General features: G+C 72.3%; 15 protein-coding genes. 8 read left to right on the forward strand and 7 right to left on the reverse strand.

Annotated features, from left to right (window positions below; all coding sequences use genetic code 11):
- The first annotated feature begins 283 nt into the window (after positions 1–283).
- The gene (locus ABT092_RS25875; protein ID WP_351247894.1) at positions 284–1,273 is read left to right on the forward strand and encodes a malate dehydrogenase; all 990 of its coding nucleotides are present in this window, start codon (positions 284–286) and stop codon (positions 1,271–1,273) included.
- A 68-nt stretch (positions 1,274–1,341) separates the two neighbouring features.
- Here the strand turns inward: ABT092_RS25875 and ABT092_RS25880 are convergent, their stop codons facing one another.
- Complete coding sequence (locus tag ABT092_RS25880; RefSeq protein ID WP_351247896.1) at positions 1,342–1,956, reverse strand: DUF5753 domain-containing protein; 615 nt, start codon at positions 1,954–1,956, stop codon at positions 1,342–1,344.
- A 204-nt stretch (positions 1,957–2,160) separates the two neighbouring features.
- Between ABT092_RS25880 and ABT092_RS25885 the strand changes: the two genes are divergently transcribed.
- The 4 genes from ABT092_RS25885 (at position 2,161) to ABT092_RS25900 (ending at position 4,564) form a co-directional block, all read left to right on the forward strand.
- Positions 2,161–2,364 carry a hypothetical protein gene (locus tag ABT092_RS25885; RefSeq protein WP_351247898.1) on the forward strand — a complete coding sequence of 68 codons (204 nt, stop codon included), beginning with the start codon at positions 2,161–2,163 and terminating at the stop codon, positions 2,362–2,364.
- 2 nt (positions 2,365–2,366) lie between these two features.
- Positions 2,367–2,903 carry a DUF6879 family protein gene (locus ABT092_RS25890; RefSeq protein ID WP_351247900.1) on the forward strand — a complete coding sequence of 179 codons (537 nt, stop codon included), beginning with the start codon at positions 2,367–2,369 and terminating at the stop codon, positions 2,901–2,903.
- A complete protein-coding gene (locus tag ABT092_RS25895; RefSeq protein ID WP_351247902.1) occupies positions 2,900–3,742 on the forward strand; it encodes a helix-turn-helix domain-containing protein in 843 nt (280 codons plus the stop codon). Before ABT092_RS25890 ends, ABT092_RS25895 begins: the two co-directional genes overlap by 4 nt.
- Before the next feature lie 408 nt (positions 3,743–4,150).
- Complete coding sequence (locus ABT092_RS25900; RefSeq protein WP_351247904.1) at positions 4,151–4,564, forward strand: hypothetical protein; 414 nt, start codon at positions 4,151–4,153, stop codon at positions 4,562–4,564.
- Between the two features lie 12 nt (positions 4,565–4,576).
- Here ABT092_RS25900 and ABT092_RS25905 read toward each other — a convergent pair whose 3' ends face one another.
- Together ABT092_RS25905 and ABT092_RS25910 are read right to left on the reverse strand one after the other, a co-directional pair.
- On the reverse strand, positions 4,577–4,954 hold the full coding sequence (locus ABT092_RS25905; RefSeq protein WP_351247906.1) for a VOC family protein: 378 nt from the start codon (positions 4,952–4,954) through the stop codon (positions 4,577–4,579).
- Positions 4,955–5,007: 53 nt separating this feature from the next.
- Entirely contained in the window at positions 5,008–5,637 is a 630-nt protein-coding gene (locus ABT092_RS25910; RefSeq protein ID WP_351247908.1) for an acyl-CoA thioesterase, read from the reverse strand.
- A 237-nt stretch (positions 5,638–5,874) separates the two neighbouring features.
- Between ABT092_RS25910 and ABT092_RS25915 the strand changes: the two genes are divergently transcribed.
- On the forward strand, positions 5,875–7,245 hold the full coding sequence (locus ABT092_RS25915; protein WP_351247910.1) for an LCP family protein: 1,371 nt from the start codon (positions 5,875–5,877) through the stop codon (positions 7,243–7,245).
- 70 nt (positions 7,246–7,315) lie between these two features.
- Here the strand turns inward: ABT092_RS25915 and ABT092_RS25920 are convergent, their stop codons facing one another.
- Positions 7,316–8,788: an LCP family protein gene (locus tag ABT092_RS25920; RefSeq protein ID WP_451361919.1), complete on the reverse strand. Its 1,473-nt coding sequence runs from the start codon at positions 8,786–8,788 to the stop codon at positions 7,316–7,318.
- Positions 8,789–8,966: 178 nt separating this feature from the next.
- Between ABT092_RS25920 and ABT092_RS25925 the strand changes: the two genes are divergently transcribed.
- Positions 8,967–9,974, forward strand: coding sequence for a glycosyltransferase family 2 protein (locus ABT092_RS25925; RefSeq protein ID WP_351247914.1), 1,008 nt, complete (start codon positions 8,967–8,969; stop codon positions 9,972–9,974).
- Positions 9,975–10,100: 126 nt separating this feature from the next.
- Here ABT092_RS25925 and ABT092_RS25930 read toward each other — a convergent pair whose 3' ends face one another.
- The 3 genes from ABT092_RS25930 to ABT092_RS25940 form a co-directional block, all read right to left on the reverse strand.
- Complete coding sequence (locus ABT092_RS25930) at positions 10,101–11,855, reverse strand: LCP family protein (protein ID WP_351247916.1); 1,755 nt, start codon at positions 11,853–11,855, stop codon at positions 10,101–10,103.
- A 71-nt stretch (positions 11,856–11,926) separates the two neighbouring features.
- Complete coding sequence (locus ABT092_RS25935; protein WP_351247918.1) at positions 11,927–13,753, reverse strand: LCP family protein; 1,827 nt, start codon at positions 13,751–13,753, stop codon at positions 11,927–11,929.
- 293 nt (positions 13,754–14,046) lie between these two features.
- Positions 14,047–14,802, reverse strand: coding sequence for a TIGR03089 family protein (locus tag ABT092_RS25940; protein WP_351247921.1), 756 nt, complete (start codon positions 14,800–14,802; stop codon positions 14,047–14,049).
- Positions 14,803–14,997: 195 nt separating this feature from the next.
- Between ABT092_RS25940 and ABT092_RS25945 the strand changes: the two genes are divergently transcribed.
- Positions 14,998–16,353, forward strand: a complete 1,356-nt coding sequence (locus ABT092_RS25945; protein ID WP_351247922.1) for a peptidoglycan recognition protein family protein — start codon at positions 14,998–15,000, stop codon at positions 16,351–16,353.
- Positions 16,354–16,447 lie beyond the last annotated feature (94 nt).

Raw genomic sequence — 16,447 nt, forward strand, 5'->3', positions numbered from 1 at the left:
CCACCGTCCCGCGCCCCACCACCCGCCGCCCGGGCCCGTCGCCCCCGCCCGCCGCCGGCGACGGCAGGGAACCGGCCGTCGCCGGCGGCGCCCGCCGGGCTGTGGGGCGGGCCACACGGCCCCACCCCACCGGGTCGGCCGGGGCGCGATAGCCTGACCGCGGATCTCTCTTGACGCCAAGAGATCGATCATCCGAACCGATGATCGATCACCCGGCCGCTCGCACGGGGTCCCGCATCCGGGGCAGGGACGCCCCACCGCCAGCTGTCATACGGAGAACGCCATGACCCGCACTCCCGTGAACGTCACCGTCACCGGCGCGGCCGGCCAGATCGGTTACGCCCTGCTCTTCCGTATCGCCTCCGGCCAGCTCCTCGGCGCGGACGTGCCGGTCCGGCTGCGGCTCCTGGAGATCACCCCGGCGCTCAAGGCCGCCGAGGGCACCGCGATGGAACTCGACGACTGCGCCTTCCCGCTGCTCCAGGGCATCGACATCAGCGACGACCCGGGCGTCGCCTTCGACGGCGCCAACGTGGCCCTGCTGGTCGGCGCCCGCCCCCGCACCAAGGGCATGGAGCGCGGCGACCTGCTGGAGGCCAACGGCGGCATCTTCAAGCCGCAGGGCAAGGCCATCAACGACCACGCCGCCGACGACATCAAGGTCCTCGTGGTGGGCAACCCGGCCAACACCAACGCCCTGATCGCCCAGGCCGCCGCCCCGGACGTGCCGGCCGAGCGCTTCACCGCGATGACCCGCCTCGACCACAACCGCGCGCTCACCCAGCTCGCCAAGAAGACCGGCACCACGGTCGCCGACATCAAGCGCCTCACCATCTGGGGCAACCACTCGGCCACCCAGTACCCGGACGTCTTCCACGCCACCGTCGGCGGCAAGAACGCCGCCGAGGTCGTGGGCGACGAGAAGTGGCTGGCCGAGGAGTTCATCCCGACCGTCGCCAAGCGCGGCGCCGCGATCATCGAGGCCCGTGGCGCGTCCTCCGCCGCCTCCGCCGCGAACGCCGCCATCGACCACGTCCACACCTGGGTCAACGGCACCGCCGAGGGCGACTGGACCTCCATGGGCATCCCCTCGGACGGCTCCTACGGAGTCCCCGAGGGCCTCATCTCGTCCTTCCCGGTCACCACCAAGGACGGCGTCTACGAGATCGTCCAGGGCCTGGACGTCAACGAGTTCTCCCGCGCCCGCATCGACGCCTCGGTCCAGGAACTGGCCGAGGAGCGCGAGGCGGTCCGCGCCCTGGGCCTCATCTGACGCCCGCCCCGCAGCACCCCACCCGCTGCCCCCGGCCGCCCGGCCGGGGGCAGCGGCGTTCCCGGGGCTCACCCCAGGGCGTCCAACTCCGCCCGGATCAGCCCCCGTGCCTCCTCGCCGTAGACCGCGGACCGCCGGAGCCAGTCGAACGCCTTGACGTACACCGCGATCTCGGCCGGCTCAGTGACGTCGAGGGCGGAGGCGACGGTCTCCACCGAGACGAGGTCTTCGTCGTAGATGTTGAAGCCGTGCTCGGGGAGCGCAACCAGTTCCGCCCGCGAGGGAATGACCCCCAGCCGCAGACCGTCCCGCTCGGTCGCGTCCAGGAGATGCGCCAACTGCTCCCTCATCACCTCCACGCCCCCGAAACGTCGGCGGAGCGCTTGCTCGCCGAGCAGCGTGTGGTAGGTACGCCCACCCTGCCCGATGAGCGCGGCTCGGGCGGTGCGCGCCGCGACGCCCGCCTCGATGTCGTCGGGCACCTCGTGGAACTCCACGACCCGTCGTAGCACGGCTCGGGCGTAGTCGGGCGTCTGGAGATTTCCCCAGATCAGCTCGGGGCAGTAGCTCCGGGAGTCGCGGGTGCGGTGCACCAGGTCGAGTACCTCGCCCTGAACGGGGCCGGTTCCGTCTTGCAGAACTGCGGACCACGGCTCGGAGGCAGGCGTTGCAGAGGTCGTCATGCGTGAAGTCTGCCCCGACGACGTTGACTTGCGAACACCGAGCGGTCCCCGACCAGGATATGAGCACTTTTTATGACCGGCGTCAGCGTTGATGAGCAAGTCCGCCGTGCAACCGTCGCTTCACTCGCAATCACGCGCAACTGATCGGACCTGACGTGGGACTTGTCGCACTCTGGTGACCCGGCCATCGAGAAGGGAAAAACGATGACACTCAAGTTCCTCGGCACCACCTCGGATGAAGGGGATTGCCCAACCTTGTATGAAGTGGTGGGGGAGGGGACGATCGTCGTGCAGGGTGAACGCTTGCTGGACCCCGAACACCTTGCCCAGCTCCGTGACGTCAAGGAGTCCGAGACCTTCGTAGTGGTTCCCCGGGAGCTGCTGGTCAAGTTCAGTCCGAAGGAGTGACGGTGAGGGATCTGACGCCCTTCGCCTCGGTTGCCGGTCTCTTCGAGGAATTCGAACACTCGGCATGGAGGCTGGAGACGCGCAGAGGCTATGCGTCCGACCGCGGCAGTGACAAGTGGATCCGCTGGCGGAGAGGGGAGGACATCGGTAGCGATCCGGACAACTCGTGGCGTCGCAACATTCGTGCACAGGTGGCGAAGGGCAAGCGGGTCGAGCGGGTGCGCCTCGTGGACGACCCCCCTACGGAGGGTCAGAGGTTCTTGCTCGCTAGCGCGACCAGCAACGTGCGGGCGGGAGAGGACATTCGCAACATGTACCGCGGGGAGGCCGAGCGTCTGGGGCTGCCCGAGTCCGACTTCTGGTTGTTCGATTCGCGCATCCTGGTCAGGTTCCACTTCGACCAGGAGGACACCACGCTCGGGGTTGAGGTAACCGAAGAGCCGCAGCAAGTCTTGACGGCTTGTCAAATCAGGGAAGCGGCTTGGCACCATGCCGTCGCCACCGATGAGTTCGCCCGCCGGATACCTTCCAGTGCGTGAGCACTGATTATCAGAGGGCGAGGACCGTGCTCGGTGCGCGGCTCCGTGAGTTGCGCACCGAGGCGGGGTTCGATGGCAAGGGAGTGGCCGAACGTCTGGGCTGGCAGCGTTCGAAGGTCAGTCGACTGGAGAACGGCAAACAGACTCCCTCAGCGGCCGACCTGGCCGCGTGGGCCGGCGCCGTGGGGCAGCCTGGACTGGCGGATGAGCTGATCGCTCAGCTCAGGGGTCTGGAAACCCGTTACCGCTCCTGGCGGAGGCAACTGGGAGGCGGGCATCGGCCCCGCCAAGAGCTGGGCATTCTTGAGACTCAGGTCACAAGGAACACTCGTGCCATGGAAGTGGTCCGCATTCCGGGGTTGTTGCAGACAGCGGGGTACGCGCACAACGTGTTCAGTGTGGCCGCCGAGTTCCGAGAATCCCCCAAGGACACCGAAGAGGCCGTGCGCGCCAGGTTGCGCAGGCAACAGGCGCTCTACGAGCCTGGTCGAACCTTTCATTTCCTCCTGTGGGAGGGCGCGCTTCACGCTCGCACCTGCCCACCTGAAGTGATGGCCAGCCAGCTGGACAGGCTGATGAGCGTGATCGGACTGGACACGGTCACGCTCGGCATCATCCCCACGGCTGCCACGCTGAAGCGCGCGCCCTCCCACGGCTTCTGGATCTACGACCGCCGAGTGGTAGTGGTGGAGACGATTGCTGCCGAACTCTGGCTGGACGACATCGAGACCATCCGTGTGTACGAGAAGGCATGGGATTGGTTGATGGAGTCAGCAGTGCACGGAGCACAAGCCCAGAGGTTGATCACGCGGGCCAGAAGCTTGCTCGCATCGGGTTGAGCAACCCTCACCACATCCGGGCGCGGTGTGAGCAACCGCGCTCAATCGGGCAGTGGTGCTCGGCCCGTCCTCCCTAGGGTCCCAGTTGCCCCCGCCCGGCCGACGTACCCGCCAAGGACTCCGGCCGGACGCGGGGTCGCACCCGCAAGGCGGCGCGGGGACCCGCCCCGCGTCGCGTACGCGCGCTGGAGGTCACCATGCGGCACCCGTTCCGCCCGGTCAAGGCCGACCCCGAGGACGACGACGGCAAGGGCGGCAACGACGACGGCGGTTGCGGCGACGGCGACGGCTGCGGCCGTCGCTGACCGAACCGTGGTCCGGGCACGGACTCCCGGCGCGCACCGCGCGCACCGCGTACGTGCGGTCGGGAGCCGCGCCCGGACCACCCGCAGAGAGGCGAGCGTCGGCGTGCAACGACACCACCACGGCTACACCTGGCTGGGCAGCGGCTTCGAACTCCACCGGGACGGTCCCCGCAGGGACACGCACCCGACGTTCTCCGGCAATCCGCTGCCGCCCCTGGAGGTGGCCCACTGGCTGCTGAAGCCGGCCGCGCAGGTGCGCGGCACCTGGTTCGAGCCCGGGGCCGCCCTGGAGTGGTACGCAGGGCAAGTCCTGCCGCACCAGGGGGCGTTCGTCTCGGAGTGGGAGCGGGTGACCGCCCCCGTCCTGATCGGTGCGGCCCGGGAGCGGCTGCTCGCCGGGGACGACGTGGTGGGCGGCTGGTGGCTGGCCGGACAGCGGTTCCTCTCGGTGAGCCTGGTGGCCTGCTCGCCGCACCGGGCCCGTCCGGAGTTCCGCTGCCCCGCCCCGGCCGGCTGACCGGCGGCCCCGTCAGTCGGTGCCGCGCTCCGCGGCGCTGCGCTCCACGCACAGCTCGTTGCCCTCCGGGTCGGCGAGGGTGACCCAGCCCGAGCCGTCGGGGCGACGGTGGTCGCCGGTGACGGTCGCGCCGAGGGCGACCAGCCGGTCGACCTCCTGGTCCCGGGTGCGGTCCTGGGGCTGGAGGTCGAGGTGGACCCGGTTCTTGACGGTCTTGCCCTCGGGGACGCGGATGAACAGGAGCCCGACGCCGGCCGAGACGACCTGTGCCTCGGGGTCACCGGGGTGGTCGTCGTCGGCGAGGCGTCCGTCCAGCACCCGGGCCCAGAAGGAGGCGAGGGCGTGGGGGTCGGCACAGTCGAAGGTCACGTGACGCACGAGGGAAGCCATGCCGGAACCCTAGAAGGGGCGTCGGGTTCCGGCACCGGGTTTTCGGCGTGGCGTCAGTCGAGGATGCCGTCGGCGATCCGGCGGGCCCGCAGTTCGCGGATCGCCGCGCGCCGCGCGAGGCGGTGGGTGCGCCGGATCTGGGCCTCCTGGTAGCGCCGCCGGTCCCGCTCGGTCTCCGGCTCCACCGGGGGCACGATCCGCGGTTTCCCGTCCGCGTCGACGGCGGTGAAGACGAGGTACGCCGAACCGACCTGGGTGGCGGTCGTCGACTCGTTCCAGCGTTCGGCGAGCACCCGGACCCCGACCTCCATGGAGGTCCGTCCGGTCCAGTTGACCTGCGCCTTCACATGGACGAGGTCACCGACCCGGACCGGCTCCAGGAACACCATCTCGTCCATGGAGGCGGTGACGGCGGGGCCGCCGGAGTGCCGTCCGGCCACCGCGCCCGCGGCGTCGTCCACCAGTTTCATGATCACACCACCGTGCACCGTCCCCAGGAGGTTGGTGTCGTTGTGGGTCATGATGTGGCTCAGCGTCGTGCGGGAGGCCGAGGTGGGCTTGCCGGGGATGCCGGGTGCGCCGGGGCCGGGGGAGCCGCCTTCGGCGCGGGTGGCGCCGGTCGCGGTGGGGGAGCCGTGGTCGCCGGGGTCGCCGGACTCCACGACGGGGGGTTGCGCTGTCATGCCCTCCACTGTATGGCGTGCGCCGGCGTCCGGTTTCCCGCCTCTCGCGCCCCTGCGCGCCCTCTGGCGTCCCGCACGGCGCACGGCCACGCGTACGGGCGCCGGAACCCCGCCGAACGCCCCGGGCGCCGTTGAACGGCCGCAGGCGGTGCACAATGCATCAGCTCTGCAACAGGGGTGCTCCGAGACTCCCCCCGCCCTGTCAGCGGCCGGCTGTGAGCCGGCACACTTGTGCACATGAGCGAATGGCCCGAGGGGCGCAGCGGTCGAGGCCGCGGCGGTGAAGGATATGGTCGCGGCAGCGCCAACGAGCAGCCCGAGCGTGCCCGCGTGATGAGGCACGTCCAGCGAGGCCAGGGCGGTCAGGGCATTCAGTGGGGGCAAGAGGGGCAACAGGGGCAGCAAGGCCAGCGGGGCGGCCGCCCCGCACGCCCCCCGGCACCGCCGCAGGGCGTGCCCCCGCAGCACGGGTACGGGCACGACGGCCGCCAGGGCGGCGGGCCGCAGGGCTACGACAGCGGCTACAACACCGGCCAGGTCTACGGCTCGCCCCAGGGCGGCGGCGGAGCCGGCCGCGGGGGCGGCGGGGACGACGGCCACTTCCGCCCCGGCGGCGCCCCCCGTCCGGCGCCCGACTGGAAGCGGCGCATCAAGGTCGGTTCGCTGACCCTGCTCGTCGTGCTCCTCGTGGTGTCCGTCGGCACGTACTTCTGGGCCGATTCCAAGCTCAACCGCGAGGTCGACCTCTCCAAGGTCATCGAGCGCCCCGGGGGCGGCGACGGCACCACCTACCTGATCGTCGGCTCCGACAGCCGCGAGGGCATGTCCGACGAGGAGAAGGAGAAGCTGCACACCGGCTCCGCCGCCGGCAAGCGCACCGACTCCATGATGATCCTGCACGTCGGCGGCAACGGGAACACGATGATCTCGCTGCCCCGCGACTCGGACGTCGAGATCCCCTCCTTCGTGGGCTCCGACTCCGGCAAGCGCTTCGAGGGCACCGGCCGCCGGGTCAAGCTGAACGCCGCCTACGCGATGGACGGCCCCGAGCTCCTCGTCCGCACCGTCGAGCACAACACCGGACTGCGGATCGACCACTACGCGGAGATCGGCTTCGGCGGCTTCGCCAAGATCGTGGACGCGGTCGGCGGCGTCGAGATGAACATCGAGAAAGGCTTCAAGGACAAGCGGTCCGGCGCCGACTTCGAAGCCGGCAAGCAGACCCTGGACGGCCAGCAGGCGCTCGCCTTCGTCCGCACCCGCTACGCCTTCGCCGGCAGCGACCTGGACCGCACCAAGAACCAGCAGAAGTTCCTGTCCGCGCTGGCCAGCCAGACGGCGACGCCCTCCACCGTCCTCAACCCCTTCAAGCTCTACCCGACGATGGGCGCCGGCCTGGACACCCTGATCGTCGACGAGGACATGGGCCTCTTCGACCTCACCGAGATGTTCTGGGGCATGAAGGGCGTCACCGGCGGCGAGGGCGTGTCGATGAACATCCCCCTCTCCGGTTCCCGGGGCGGCAACCTGGTCTGGGACCAGGCGAAGGTCAAGACGCTGGTCCAGCAGTTGAAGAACGGCGACGAGGTCACCGTCCGCGGCAACTGACCGCGCACACCACCGCACGCGGAGGCGGGCGCCCGACCCGGGTGCCCGCCTCCGCGGCGTCGTGCCCCGGTCAGGCGCAGGTCACCTCGGAGCCGGGGACCGCCCCGAACTCGCCGGCGTCCGCCGCCCTCGCCACCCGGACCCGGGTGACGCCCTCGTGCCCGGCGCCCACCACCACCCGCATCACCGGCCCGCGCCCGGCCTCCTCCCGCAGCTCCGCGCCTGGCAGCGCCGCCGCCAGCGAGGCCGCGGAGCGGTCCCACCGGGGGTCGTAGTGGATGACGGTGCGCTCGGCGGTGCGGTCCGCGGCGTCCGCGGCCAGCCCCGTCGTCCGGAAGCCGGTGGACCGCAACTCCGCGTCGACCTCGGCGCCGAGGCCCGCCGTGCCGGTGCCGTTCTCGACCTGCACCCGGATCTGGTCCGGGGCCACCTCCACCTTCACCGCCTTGGACCGCGCGCGCACCGCGAGCGGCCGGTCGTCGCGCAACGCCCGGAAGAGCCGCTCGGCCTTCGCCCCGTCCCACTTCACGGTGGAGCCGATGCCCTTGACCGGGAACGCCACGTCGTCGATGGGCACGGTCGTGAACTCCGACGAGGAGGGCGAGAAGCCCCGCATGGCCCGCCCCAGGGTCAGCATCTCGTCGGTGCCGAAGCCCTCGGAGGCCCGCAGCGAACCCAGCGAGGCCCGGGCGAGCTCGCGGAACCGCACCGGGTTGAGCAGCACCCCCGACGAGGTGGCCTTGGCGATCAGCGCGGCCACGAACGCCTGTTGCCGCTGCATCCGCCCCAGGTCGGCGGCGCCGTCGACGTGCCGGGACCGCACGTACTGGAGCGCCTGGCCGCCGTTCAGCTCGTGCGGTCCGGCGGCCAGGTCCAGCCCGGTCGCCCGGTCCTTCAGCGGCTTCGCGGCGCAGATGCGCACCCCGCCGACCACGTCCACGGTCCGCATGAAGCTGACGAAGTCGACCTCCAGGTAGTGGTCGATCTTCACCCCGGTCACGTGCTCCACGGTGCGCACCGTCAGCGGCGGTCCGCCCTCGGCGTAGGCCGCGTTCAGCCGCACCGGGTGCGCGGCGTGCTGCTTCCCGGTCGTCCGGTCGAGGTGCTCGGGGACCTCCGCGTACGAGTCGCGGGGCAGGCTCACCACGCTGGCCCGCTCCAGGTCCTCCGACAGGTGCACGATCATGATGGTGTCGGTGCAGTGGCACGGGGCCCCGCCCAGCCGGTACTTCTCCTTCTCCTCCGGGGTGATCCGGTCGCGGCCGTCGGTGCCGACGAGCAGGAAGTTGGTGCCGTGACCGGCCCGCGGCCGGTTCTTCATGTCCTTGAACGCGTCCACCCGTTGGATCTCCGCGTCGATGCCCGTCATCAGGGCGTGCCCGATGCCCCCCGCGGCCAGCACCGTCACCGACAGGGCCGTGACCGTGCGCCGCACCCAACGGTGCCGTCCGCGCCGTCCGCGCGGGCGTGCCGCTGCGGCGGCGGGGCCGCGGCCTCCTCCCCGGGGCGCGGGGCGGACGGGACGGCGGGGCGGCTGCGGCACGGGGACGACACCTCTGCGGACGGCACGGTTCGGTGGGCGTGACCGTCGGGCCGGGGCCTCGCGGACCGGCCGGGGCCGTGCGGCCAAGGGCGACGGTACGTCCATAGGAAATGCTGCCCGCCTGATCGGGCCGGACGGCGCGCGACCGTGTCCCCCGTTCGCGGTAACGTGAAGGACGATGAACGCCACGCCCGCCCCTCAGCACCCTCCCGTCTCCGTGATCATGCCGGTCCTCAACGAGGAGCGGCACCTGCGCGGAGCCGTCCACGCGATCCTCGCCCAGCAGTACGAGGGCGAGATGGAGGTCGTGATCGCTCTCGGGCCGTCCACCGACCGCACCGACGAGATCGCCGCCGAACTCGTCCGCGAGGACCCCCGGGTGCACACCGTGCCCAACCCCACCGGCCGCACCCCCGCCGCGCTGAACGCCGCGATCAAGGCGTCCCGGCACCCGGTCGTCGTCCGCGTCGACGGGCACGGGATGCTCTCCCCGGACTACATCGCCACCGCCGTGCGGCTGCTGGACGAGACCGGCGCCCAGAACGTCGGCGGCATCATGCACGCCGAGGGCGAGAACGACTGGGAACGGGCCGTCGCCGCGGCGATGACCTCCCGGATCGGGGTCGGCAACGCGGCCTTCCACACCGGCGGGCAGGCCGGCCCCGCGGAGACCGTGTACCTCGGGGTGTTCCGTCGCGAGGCCCTGGAACAACAGGGCGGCTACAACGTGGAGTTCATCCGCGCCCAGGACTGGGAGCTGAACTTCCGCATCCGCGGGGCCGGGGGGCTGATCTGGTTCTCGCCCGAGCTGCGGGTCTCCTACCGCCCGCGGCCCAGCGTGCGGGCCCTCGCCAAGCAGTACAAGGACTACGGGCGTTGGCGGCACGTGGTCGCCCGCTACCACTCGGGCTCGATCAACCTGCGCTACCTGGCGCCGCCCGCCGCGGTCTGCGCGATCGCCGCGGGCACGGTGGCCGGGGCCCTGGTGACCCCGTTCGCCTTCGCCGTCCCGGCGGGCTACCTCGCCGCGATCGCCGCCGGCTCGGTGCCCGCCGGCCGCGGCCTGCCGCTCGCCGCACGGCTACGGATTCCGGTGGCCCTCGCCACCATGCACATGTCCTGGGGCTGGGGCTTCCTCACCAGCCCCAAGTCCCTCGCCAAGCGGGTCATCGCGTCCCGCCGCTGAGGCCCTGCGCGGGGTGCGCCGCGCGGTTGCCCGCGGGGGCCGAGCGCGGGCGGGCCCCGGAGCGGAGCAGCGCCCCCGGAGGCCACCCGGGCGAGGGGCACGGGAACCGCGGGGGGTTCCGCCGCCTCAGTAGGTGAAGGCCGGGTTGACCTCCATGCAGGTGTCCTCGTCGGCGCCGTTCAGCAGGTCCGCGGACTTCGGTGCGGCATCGTCCTCGGCCCGCTCGGGGAAGGCGTTCCCCTCGCGCCAGTCGGCGCCGACCGTCAGCGTCACCCCGGTGACGTCCGTGGACCGCTGCACCGACGACAGCGGGATGCCCATCACCTTGGCGACGCGCTGTGCGTCGCCCTCCAGCTCCGCGCTCGGGTACCTGATCACCGTGCGGTCCTCGACGACGGCCCGCTGGGTGTCGGCGGCGGACCGGGTGAAGCCCTCGGCGACCAGGAGCTGGGCCACCGTCGAGGCACGGCCCGCCGCGGGGGCGAGCGCGTCGGTGCGGGTGCCGTTGACCACGTGGACGGCGATCTCGGAGTCCACGGCGGCCGGGTCGTCGGACGCCTTCGGCTTCTTCCGCTTCTTGCCCTTGCCGTCCAGCGGGACGTCCTCCCGGACCAGCCGGAACAACTGCTCGGCCTCGCCCGGCTTGGGCACCACCCGCGGGCCGAGGTAGTCGAAGGGCATCGTGGTCATGGTGATCCGCTCCGGCGGCACCTTGCGCAGCTCGTCGCCCAGGTCGTACAGCTTCATCACGGTGTCCAGCCCGCGGTCCACGGTGAGCGACCGGGTGGCGGTCTCGGCGAGCGCCCGCAGCTTGCCGGGGTTGCTGAGCGTCGCGTTCTCCCGCAGTTCCCGGACCATGGAGCTCATGTACATGTGCTGGGCCTTGGCCCGGCCTATGTCGCTGCCGTCCCCGAACCCGTAGCGGGTGCGCAGCCACTGGAGGGCCTGCTCGCCCTGGACGGAGTGGGTGCCCTCGGGGAGCTTGAGGCCCGAGCCCTTGTCGTCGGCGGTGTGGGAGTAGATGTTCTTGTCGACGCAGACGGGGACCCCGCCGATGGCGTCGGCCATGTCGACGACGCCGGCGAAGTCGACCTGGATGAAGTGGTTGATGTGGATGTCGGTGAGCTTCTCCCAGGTGGCGACCGTGCAGCCGGCGCCGCCGCGACCCAGCGACTGGTTGGTCATCACCCGTCCCCGGCTGGCCTCGTGGACCTCGCCCTCGGGGTCGGTGCAGGTGGGGATCTCGACGAGGGTGTCCCGGGGCATGCTGATCACGGACATGTTGGAGCGGTCCGCGGAGACGTGCACCAGCATCTGGACGTCGGCGAGCGGGGCCGCGCCGACGCTGTCCCGGCCGCCGCCGAGGCGCAGGTTCTCCTCGGAGTTCCGGCTGTCGGAACCGATGAGGAGGATGTTCAGGGGGGTCTGGCCGGCGGCGTTGGGCGTGGGGGTGGGCGCCTTGTGCTCGCCGATGTTCAGCTCGCCCTTGCGGATGTTGCCGTTGAGGTGGCGGTAGTAGAGGTAACCGGCGCCGGAGGTGCCGAGTATGAGGACCGCGAGGACCATCGCCGACCAGCGGAGCAGGCGCCGCCGCCGGCGGCGGGCCGGTCGGCCGCCGCGGCCGGTGCGCCGGCCGTCGCCGGGGCCCTTGGGACCGGGGCGGGAGCCGGCGCCCCCGGCGGGCCGGGACGGGTCCCGCGGTTCGCGCGGGGCGAGCGCGGCGACGCTCTCGCCGCCGGCGCCCTCCCCGGCGTCCGGTCCGTCCGGCGCGGGGTCGCCCTCCGCGGGGTCGTCCACGAGTTCCGTCCCGCTCCGGGCGGACGCGCCGGCACGGCGGACGCGTGGACGGGATCCCTCCCCACGCATGCCACTTCGCCCCATTCGCAACCCCTCCCAGCGCGTTGCCGAAGTCGTTCGGGTCGTTCTGTGAGACGCCCGAGAGCCCCGAAGGGTTACTTCGCGCAGACCGCCTTGTCCGCCTCGATCTTCTGGACGCCCTCCGGCACCTGCTTCGGAGAACTGATCGGCACTCCCGCGCCCTTGTAGTCCGGACCGAGCGTCAGCACGATCGCGGGGAGTCCCTGCGCGTTCTGCTCGCTCTCGCCCGGCTTCATGGCGGCGGCCGGCAGACCCATGATGCTGGCCAACCGCCGGGCCTGGTCGGCCTGGTCGGGTGCGTAGGCGAGCTGGGTCCTGGGGACGTCGGCCGGTGCGTTGCCGAGCTGGCTGGATTTGAGCACGCCCTCAGTGTTCTGCAAGTAGGTGAGAGTTTCCTGAGCGGAGCCGGCCCGGGCGCCGCCGTTGTAGATGCTGACCCGGACCTCGGCGGGGTCCGCCATCGGGCCCTTCAGCAGCTTGGCCTGACTGGCCTTCTCCTCCTTCGCCTTCGCCTTCTTCTCCCGTTCGACCTCGGTCAGCGACACGTCGTCCCGGATCATCGCGAACAGCGGCAGGGCCTTGGGGGTGTCGACGACGACGGTGGCCTTGACCCGCTCGGCCGGGTTGTCGAGGACGGGCAGGGTGGCGAAGGTGATGTTCTTCGGGTCGACCTTCGACAGTTCCAGGCCCACGTCCTTCAGCTTGTTGATGCTGCCGATCCCGGTGTCCACCTCCAGGGCCTTGGTGGCGGCCTCGGCGAGGTCCATCATCCGGGTGGGACTGGTCAGCGTGTCGTTCGACTTCAGCTTGCGCATCAGCGAGCCGAGGAACTGCTGCTGCACCTGGATGCGGTCGAGGTCGCCCTTGTTGCCGAAGCTGCCCCGGGTCCGGACGAACGCGAGGGCCTGCTCGCCCTCGATGGTGTGCTTGCCCGCCTCCAGCTTGAGGTGGGACTTGGGGTCGTCGACGTCCTTGGCCACGCACACCTCCACCCCGCCCACGGCGGTGGTGAGGGTCTTCACCGCGTTGAAGTCGGCGAGCATGAAGTGGTCGACGGGGACGCCGGTCAACTCCTCGACGGTGCGCATCGCGCAGCCGGCGTCGCGCCCCCCCTGGCCGAGGCTGGTGTTGAAGCGGACGCCGCTCTCCCCGGGAACCACCTTCTCGGTGCCGTCCGGCTGCTTGGTCGGGCAGTCGGGGATGTCGGTGAGGAGGTCGCGGGGGATGCTGAGCGCCGTCGCGTTGGTGCGGTCCTTGGACACGTGCAGCAGCACGGTGGTGTCCGCGTGGCCGGGGCTGCCGGAGTCGCCGTAGCCGGCGTTCCCCTTGCCGGTGCGCTTGTCGGTGCCGATCAGCAGGATGTTGACGGCCTTGTCCTTGCTGAAGCCGCCGGCACCGGCGCTGCCCACGTCGGTGGTGGTGATGTTGCCGTTGAGGTGCTCGATGTAGAGGTAGGTGGCGGTGCCCGCCCCTATGAGGACCAGGGCGAGGACCCCGCCCGTCCAGGCCAGGGCCTTCTTCCCGCGGGACTTCTTCTTCCCGGACCGGCCCGCCGCCTTCCCGGCGCCCCGGCCGCGGCGACGACCGGCCGGCTCCGGGGGCGCACCGCGCCGCTTGCGCTGGCCGGGAACCTCGCCGCCGGTGCGTCGGGGCGCGCCGGCGCGCTCGGCGTTCCGTTCGGCGGGCGGTCGGCGCCGGGGCGGCGCGCCGTCCACGTCCTGCGCGGGGGTGCGGGGGCCCGGAGGACGCCGTCTGCGTCCTTCGGTGCTGCGCGGCGGGGGGACCGCCGACTGGTCGACGGAGGTGTCCAACCGAAGCTCGTACTCCCCGGTCTGCGGGTTGAGTACCCACTGGTCAGCGGGGTCGACCTCGTCCCCCGCCCCACGGCCTTGCGCATCCACGCTGTCTACGTCCTCCGTCAGGCCCCACGCGGCGCCACCCCCTCGAAGGCGCGCGGTAGCTCGGTCACTCAGTGCTCGGTGCACGCCGACCGTCGGCACCGGGATCGCTCACACTATCCGCCCAATTGGGCGTAGAGCGACGGCGGTGACACATTCCACGTGTTTATAAGTGGGCAAACCATGTCATTCTCCCGCTCCGTGGGGTGTCACTCGGTGCCGTGCGGCGGGCTCACCGTCCGGGGCGCGCCCACCGGGCCTCCGGGCGGGCCCGGGGCCGGACGCCGCCCGCCCGGTCAGCGGGCCGTGGCGGTCACGTGTTCGGCCTCGACCCGCCGGGCCAGCGCCTCCTCGTCGAGCGCCCCGGCGTTCCGGCACAGCACCACCGACCCCCCGGCGGCCAGCGGACCGTACAGACCGGCGGCCAGCCCGTCCCAGGTGTCGTAGCCGCGCAGCGACATCACCCGGGCGCCCGGGCCGACGATCCCGAGCCGCTCGGCGTCGGCGCCGGCCCGCTCGACGACCTCCGCCCCCGAGTGCTCCGCGCCCGCCACGATCAGCGCCGCCGCCTCCGGGTCCACGGGCGCGAACGGAACGAACCGGTCGCCCTGGGAGGGCACCTCGACCGCGTAGTCGAGGAAGCCCTCCGGCGGCACCGGGAAGCGTCCGCCCAGCGGGCGCAGCGCCAACGCCACCCGCTCCCCCCGGCAGGCCCGGGCCGCCTCCAGTGCGTCGGGGCCGGCCACCACCACGTCGGCCCGGGCCGGTTCGCCGCCCACGTCGGCGACGGCGCCCACCGAGGAGCAGGCCAGCAGCCACACGGCGGTCTGCCAGTGGGCGGGCAGCAACAGCGCCACCCGGTCGCCGGGCTCCACGGAGAGTTCGCCCTGGAGGAGGTTGGCGGTCTTGGCCACCCAATTGGCGAAGGTCGCCACGGACAATTCGACCCGTTCCCCGGTCGCATCGTCGTAGAAGGTCACCAGCGGGCGGGACGGATCGGCGGCCAGCGCGGATCGCAGCAGGTCGGCGGGGGTGCGGTCGGTGGCGTTCACCCGCGCAAGGGTACGCGTCCGCGGTGTGCGGCGGAGGCGGGCGGTGGCCGGGCCCGAGGACCGGGCGGGTGAGGGGGAGCGGGCCGCCCGGGTGAACGCGGCACCCCGCGCGGGTGCGTGTGCACCCCGGCCGATCGGACGCCCCGTCAGTTCCCGGATGGACATAGTCGTACATTCATGTTCACCATCGGGCACATGCGTGGATTCCTTGCTTCCTCCGTCGGCGTCACGTGCGCGGTCGTCCTGACCCTCCCGCTCACCCTCCCCACCGGAGCCCGGACCGTCGCCCCGCGCGCCACGGACGCCGCGCGCCCCACCGCCCCCCGCGCCCTGCTCACCGGCGACGCAGGCACCACCAGCAACACGAACGTCCCCGGACGCACCCAGTCGCTCCGCCTCTCCCCCCTCACGCCCCCGGCGACCCCGGCCGCCGCGCGAGCCCGCGCGACCCCCGCTGCCGCACAGGGGCTCATCCGTCGCAGCGTCCGCCCCTTCTCACTCCTCGGCATCGTCTGGGACGACGCCCGCGCCGTACTCCACGGCGACGTCCAGGTCCGCACCCGGGCCACCGCCACCGGCACCTGGTCCCGCTGGCGGGCCCTCGACGTCCACGCCCAGGACCACGCCGCCGACCCCGACTCCGCCGAAGCCCGCTCCGCCCGGGTGCGCGGGGCCACCGCCCCCCTCTGGGTGGGCGCCAGCGACGGCGTCGAGGTGCGCGTCACCCGCCACGGACCCGGCGGCGCCACCGAGCGGCACTCCCCGCTGCCCGCGGGGCTCCGACTGGACCTCGTCGACCCCGGCCCCGAACCGACGCGCCGCGCGCGCCCCCGGAACCGGCCCGCACCGCACGTCCCGGACCGCACCGACCCGCCCTCGGGCGTCGCACTCGCCCTCCCGGCCGTCCACGGCCGCCAACCGGTCGGCGCCCCGGCCGCCGCGGCCCGCACCGCCCCCCGCCCCGCGATCACCAGCCGCAGGACGTGGGGCGCCGGCGCCGGCCTGCCCGAAGGGGGGTACACGTACACCGGGTCCGTCAAGGCGGCGTTCGTCCACCACAGCGACACCGGCAACGACTACACCTGCGCTCAGGCCCCCTCGGTCATCCGCGGTATCCACCGCTACCACGTCACGAGCAGCGGCTGGCGGGACATCGGCTACAACTTCCTGATCGACAAGTGCGGCACCGTCTACGAGGGCCGGGCCGGCGGCGTCAACAAGGCCGTGCTCGGCGCGCACACCCTCGGCTTCAACGGCAACACCATGGGCATCGCCGTCCTCGGCTCCTACGAGGACACCGCCCCGCCGGCCGCCGTGGTCCGGGCCGTCGCACGGCTCACGGCCTGGAAACTGGGGCTGTACGGGGCCAATCCGCAGGGCAAGACATATCTGACCTCGGGCGGTGGCAATCTCTACCGAAAGGGAGAGAAGGTCCGGCTTCACCGGATCTCCGGACACCGCGACGGCTTGGCCACCGAGTGCCCCGGAGCCGGCCTCTACGAGAAGTTGGACACTGCACGCACCACCGCGGCCCGCCTCCAAGGACACTGATCGGGCAACCACCGTCACCTCGATCGCGTCTGCCGGGCGGAGCCGGTCCGCACCGAACCGGTCCACGGCAACCGGCCGGCCGACGCGTCCGGCC

This window comes from Streptomyces sp. NPDC002490, from assembly GCF_040296045.1.
Lineage (GTDB): Bacteria > Actinomycetota > Actinomycetes > Streptomycetales > Streptomycetaceae > Streptomyces.